The organism is Actinomyces sp. 565, from assembly GCF_010365615.1.
Classification (GTDB): domain Bacteria; phylum Actinomycetota; class Actinomycetes; order Actinomycetales; family Actinomycetaceae; genus Actinomyces.
Genome location: NZ_PIZD01000051.1, coordinates 1 through 5,225, shown reverse-complemented (window position 1 = coordinate 5,225; position 5,225 = coordinate 1). Strand labels below are relative to the sequence as shown.

The window sequence follows — 5,225 nt, the reverse complement described above, 5'->3', positions numbered from 1 at the left end:
CTATGGCGAACAAAACGATTTGACAAGAGTTGTCGTCCCGGCTGTGCCAGGATCGGGCCATGAGTAACCCGGAGCACACCGACACCACCGGACCAGCCGCGCCCCGCGCACAGGCGCACCCCGACCTGGTCTTCCACTCCGCCTACGACCAGGGCTTCGCGCGCGTGGCCGCCGTGACCCTGCCGGTTGTGCTCGGGGACCCCCGGGCCAACGCGGACGCAGTCATCGCCCAGGCCCGCGCGCTCGCGGACGACGGCGTCGCCGTGGCGGCCTTCCCCGAGCTCACCCTGACCGGCTACTCCATCGACGACCTGCTGCTGGACGAGCTGCTGCTGCGCAACGTGCTGGCGGCCATCGAGGCCATCCGGGTGGCCAGCGCCGAGCTGCTGCCCGCGCTCGTAGTCGGGGCGCCCCTGCGCGTGGGCGACCGGCTGCTCAACTGCGCCGTCGTCATCCAGGGCGGGGTGGTACGCGGCGTCGCCCCCAAGTCCTACGTGCCCAGTTACCGGGAGTTCTACGAGTCCCGCCACTTCGCCGCCGGGGCCGACGGCCTGCCCCCCACCGTCCGCCTTCCCGGCGTCGGCCCCGATCCCGACGGCGCCAGCGCGCCGCTCGGGGCGAGGCTGCTGTTCGACGTCGAGGACGTGCCTGGCCTGGTCTTCCACGCCGAGGTCTGCGAGGACATGTGGGTGCCCGTGCCGCCGTCCTCGCTCGCGGCCCTGGCCGGCGCCACGGTGCTGGTCAACCTCTCCGGCTCCCCGGTCACCGTGGGCCGTGCCGACCAGCGGCGGCTACTGGCGCGCGCCTCTTCCGCCCGGGGGCTGGCCGCCTACGTGTACGCCGCCGCCGGGGCGGGGGAGTCCTCCACGGACCTGGCCTGGGACGGCCAGACCTTCGTGTATGAGAACGGCGCCCTGCTGGGCAGGACCGAGCGGTTCCCGGACGGGGCCCGCGCGACCGTCGTCGACGTCGACATCGAGGGCCTGCGCGCCGAGCGCCTGCGCCAGGGCACCTTTGACGACAACCGTCGCGGACTCGCCGGGCAGCGCGCCCCCCAGGATGGGGGCAGTCCCGAGGGATTCCAGACGGTGGTGATCCCCCGCGCCGCGCTCGCGGTGCCGCGCACCGACATCGGGCTGCGGCGCGACGTCGACCGCTTCCCCTTTGTTCCCAACGATCCGCAGCGTCTGGCCCAGGACTGCTACGAGGCCTACAACATCCAGGTGGCGGCCCTGGTGCAGCGGCTGACCGCCATCGGCAACCCCAGGCTCATCATCGGGGTGTCCGGCGGACTGGACTCCACGCACGCCCTCATCGTCGCCGCCCGTGCCATGGACCGGCTGGGCCGGCCGCGCACGGACATTCATGCCATCACCATGCCCGGCTTCGCCACCTCCGCCGCCACCAAGCACAACGCACTCGCCCTGGCCGAGGCGCTGGGGTGCCACGTGGAGGAGCTCGACATCCGGCCGGTGGCAGAGCAGATGCTGGCCGCCATGGACCACCCCTACGGGCGCGGCGAGCGCGGCCGCGAGGTCTACGACGTCACCTTCGAGAACGTGCAGGCCGGGCTGCGCACGGACTTCCTGTTCCGCATCGCGGGAGCCCGTGGCGGCATTGTGCTGGGCACCGGGGACCTGTCCGAGCTGGCGCTGGGCTGGTGCACCTTCGGAGTGGGTGACCAGATGGCGCACTACGGCGTCAATGCGGGCGTGCCCAAGACACTCATCCAGCACCTGATCCGCTGGGTGGTGGCCGAGCGGATCTTCTCCGACGCCGCCTCCGAGGTGCTGCTGGCCGTGCTGAACACCGAGATCAGCCCCGAGCTGGTGCCCGCCACGGAGGGTGAGCCCATCCAGTCCACGCAGGCACGCATTGGCCCCTACGCGCTGCAGGACTTCACCTTGTGGCACGTGCTGCGCCATGGTGCGCGTCCGTCCCGCATTGCGTTCCTGGCGGAGAAGGCCTGGGCGGACCCGGCGGTGGGGCAATGGCCGGCCGGCCTGCCGGAGGAGGAGAAGGTCGCCTACACGCTCGCCGACATCCGCAAGTGGGAGCTGGTCTTCTTCCGGCGCTTCTTCGCCAATCAGTTCAAGCGCTCCACGCTGCCCAACGGGCCGAAGGTGGTTGCCGGCGGCACGCTCTCCCCGCGCGGAGACTGGCGGATGCCCTCCGATGCGGATGCCGCCGCCTGGCTCGATGAAATTGAGCGCAACGTTCCAGAGATCTAAGGCCGTATGGGTGCTACTGTGTGCCTCGTCATAGACCGTCGTCAGTTCAAACGATTTGGCATATGCTTCAGCCAATCGGGGACGCGGCGCCGCGGCTATGACGTCCCCACAAACCGATAGGCACCGCGCTGCGGTGCGTAACTGGCAGGAGCCCGCCGTTGCAGTCATCTGTTGCAGTAATCGTGGCGGCCCACGGTCACCTGGCGGAGGGGTTGCTCAACTCCGCCGCCATGATCGCCGGTCCGCAGGACGACGTCATCCCCATCAGCTTCGATCCCGGTGAAGGGCCGGAGGACCTGTTGGCCAAGTACGCCGACGCCGTGGACTCCTTCGCCTCGGGCCAGTACCTCATCCTCGTGGACCTGCTCGGGGGCAGCCCCTACAACGCTGCCGCCCGCTTCGCAGCGGCCCGTGAAGACGCCGACGTCGTTACCGGCGTGAACCTGCCCATGCTCATCGAGGTCCTCGGCCGCCGCCTGGCCGGCGGTGACCTGGCCGAGCTGGTCGAGGTCGCCAAGACCTCCGGCGCCGGCGGCGTCAAGGTCCTATCCGAGATCTTCACCCCACCCACCAACACCGATTCCGACGACGACGAAGGAGACGAGCTCTGATGGACATCAAGCTCCTGCGCATCGATTCCCGCCTGGTCCACGGCCAGGTCGCCAACAACTGGGCCGGCTCCCTGGGTGCCGAGGCCATCCTCGCCGTCTCCGACGGCGCCGCCAACGACGAGCTGCGCAAGACGCTGATGCTCCAGACCGGCGGCGGCAAGGTCAAGGTCCACGTGCTGACCGTGGCCAAGGCGGCCCGCGTGTACAAGAACCCCAAGTACGAGAACCTCAAGGCCGTGATCGTCGTGGAGACCCCGGCGGATATCGTGCGCCTGCTCGACCTGGGCATCCAGGCCGATGAGGTCAACGTCGGCGGCATGACCTTCAAGCAGGGCACCAAGGCCCTGTCGCAGGCCGTCTACGTCTCCGATGACGACGTCAAGGCCTTCCAGGAGATCGACTCCCGCGGCATCACCCAGTACATCCAGCAGGTTCCCTCCTCCGGCCGCGCCGGCCTGATGGAGACGCTGAAGTCCAAGGGCTTTGTCGCCTGACCCCACCCCTATCCATCCCCACCAGGAAGCACTCTCATGCATGACATCGGTGCTGTCCAGATCATCCTCGTGACCCTCGTGGCCTTCCTCGCCGGTTGCGACTCCGTTCTGGACGAACGCATGTTCTACCGACCCATCGTCGCCTGTACCCTCACCGGGCTCGCCCTGGGCGATCCGACCACCGGCATCATGGTTGGCGGCAGCCTTGAGCTGGTCAGCCTCGGCTGGATGAACGTTGGTGCCGCCATGGCGCCCGACGCGGCGCTGGCCTCCACCGTCTCCACCGTCATCGCCATCGCCGGCGGGCAGAGCCACGAGGAGGCGATCGCCGTCGCCGTGCCCCTGGCCGTCGCCGGCCAGGCCCTGACCATCTTCGTGCGTACCGTCAACGTGTTCTTTGCCCACCAGGCCGACCGCTTCGCGGAGGACGGCAATATGCGGGGCATTCAGATCATGCACTTCATCGCGCTGTCCCTCCAGGGCCTGCGCGTGGCGATCCCCACCGCCGCCGTCGCGGTGGTGGCCTCGGGCGACGCCGTGCAGCGCGCGCTGGGGATGATCCCCGACGTCGTCACCCAGGGCCTGCAGATCGCGGGCGGGTTCATCGTCGTCGTCGGTTACGCCATGGTCATCAACATGATGCGCGCCCGCAAGCTGATGCCGTTCTTCTTCATCGGCTTCATCGTGGCCCAGTCCATGACCACCCTGGACACCGGTATCACCCTGGTGGCACTGGGCATCATGGGTATCTGCCTGGCCTTCATCTACGTGCAGCTCAACCCCGACTTCCATGAGTCGGTCCAGTTGCCGCGTCCCGCCCCCGTTGCCGCCGGCGCGGGTGGTCTGGATGACGACCTGGATGACGATCTCGATGACGAGCTTGACTGAGCGCGGCAAGGAACTGGGAAGGAAACAAGACCATGTCTACACAAACTGACGCCGCTCCCGCCACCGAGCGCATGCTCACCAACCGCGACTTGCGGAGCATGTACTGGCGCTCCACGTTCCTGCTGGGCTCCTTCAACTTCGAGCGCATGCAGGCCATGGGCTTCTGCATCACCCTCATGCCGGCGATCCGGAAGTTCTACCCCTCCAACAAGACCGAGCAGGCGGCCGCCCTCAAGCGCCACCTGGAGTTCTACAACACCCACCCCTGGATCTCCTCGGTGGTCTTTGGCGTCACCGCCGCCATGGAGGAGCAGCGCGCCAAGGGTGAGGACATCGGTGATGACACCATCACCAACGTCAAGGTCGGCCTCATGGGGCCGCTCGCGGGCGTCGGCGACCCCATCTTCTGGGGGACCGTCCGCCCGGTGCTGGGGGCGCTGGGCGCCTCCCTGGCGCTCACGGGCTCCTGGCTCGGCCCGATCGTCTACTTCCTGGGCATCAATATCATCCGCATCCTGGTGCGCTGGTACGGCCTGAAGTGGGGCTATGAGCGCGGTACGGCGATGGTGACGGAGGTCGGCGGCGGCCAGCTCAAGCGCATCACGCAGATCGCCGCTATCACCGGTCTGTTCGTCATGGGTGCCCTGGTGGCCAAGTGGACGACGATCAACTTCCCGGGGGTGATCTCCTCGGTGACCGCCGACGACGGCACCGTCACCCAGACCACCCTGCAGGACATCCTTGATCAGCTGCTGCCCGGCGTGGCGGCGCTGGGGCTGACCTTCGTGTGCATGTGGCTGCTGAATAAGAAGGTCAACGCCCTGTGGATCATCCTGGGCATGTTCGTCATCGGCATCTTCGGGGCCTGGACCGGCTGGCTCGGCCTGTAGCCCCAATCGCCCCACCCACCCCACCCACCGAGATCGGTCGTTATTACCGTCGAGATCGGTTGTTGTTACCGTCGAGGTCGGTCGAAGTTGCACACTTCGGCCGACCTCGAC

At 68.1% G+C, this 5,225-nt stretch carries 5 protein-coding genes; all 5 read left to right on the top strand.

The features are described 5' to 3' along the window. Positions 1-59 precede the first annotated feature (59 nt). The gene (locus tag GZ997_RS08500) at positions 60-2,231 is read left to right on the top strand and encodes an NAD(+) synthase (RefSeq protein ID WP_162679584.1); all 2,172 of its coding nucleotides are present in this window, start codon (positions 60-62) and stop codon (positions 2,229-2,231) included. 158 nt (positions 2,232-2,389) lie between these two features. Further along, positions 2,390-2,842 (top strand): PTS sugar transporter subunit IIA, encoded by a 453-nt coding sequence (locus tag GZ997_RS08495; RefSeq protein WP_162679583.1) that lies wholly within the window; start codon positions 2,390-2,392, stop codon positions 2,840-2,842. Then, positions 2,842-3,336 (top strand): PTS sugar transporter subunit IIB, encoded by a 495-nt coding sequence (locus tag GZ997_RS08490; protein WP_161925090.1) that lies wholly within the window; start codon positions 2,842-2,844, stop codon positions 3,334-3,336. Before GZ997_RS08495 ends, GZ997_RS08490 begins: the two co-directional genes overlap by 1 nt. Before the next feature lie 36 nt (positions 3,337-3,372). After that, positions 3,373-4,224 (top strand): PTS mannose/fructose/sorbose transporter subunit IIC, encoded by an 852-nt coding sequence (locus tag GZ997_RS08485; protein WP_161925089.1) that lies wholly within the window; start codon positions 3,373-3,375, stop codon positions 4,222-4,224. A 32-nt stretch (positions 4,225-4,256) separates the two neighbouring features. Next, on the top strand, positions 4,257-5,114 hold the full coding sequence (locus GZ997_RS08480; RefSeq protein WP_162679582.1) for a PTS system mannose/fructose/sorbose family transporter subunit IID: 858 nt from the start codon (positions 4,257-4,259) through the stop codon (positions 5,112-5,114). The last annotated feature ends 111 nt before the right edge of the window (positions 5,115-5,225 follow it).

Coding starts and splice junctions, on each gene's coding strand:
- GZ997_RS08500 (WP_162679584.1), top strand. CDS start 60: ATGAGTAACCCGGAGCACACCGACACCACCGGACCAGCCGCGCCCCGC.
- GZ997_RS08490 (WP_161925090.1), top strand. CDS start 2,842: ATGGACATCAAGCTCCTGCGCATCGATTCCCGCCTGGTCCACGGCCAG.
- GZ997_RS08485 (WP_161925089.1), top strand. CDS start 3,373: ATGCATGACATCGGTGCTGTCCAGATCATCCTCGTGACCCTCGTGGCC.
- GZ997_RS08480 (WP_162679582.1), top strand. CDS start 4,257: ATGTCTACACAAACTGACGCCGCTCCCGCCACCGAGCGCATGCTCACC.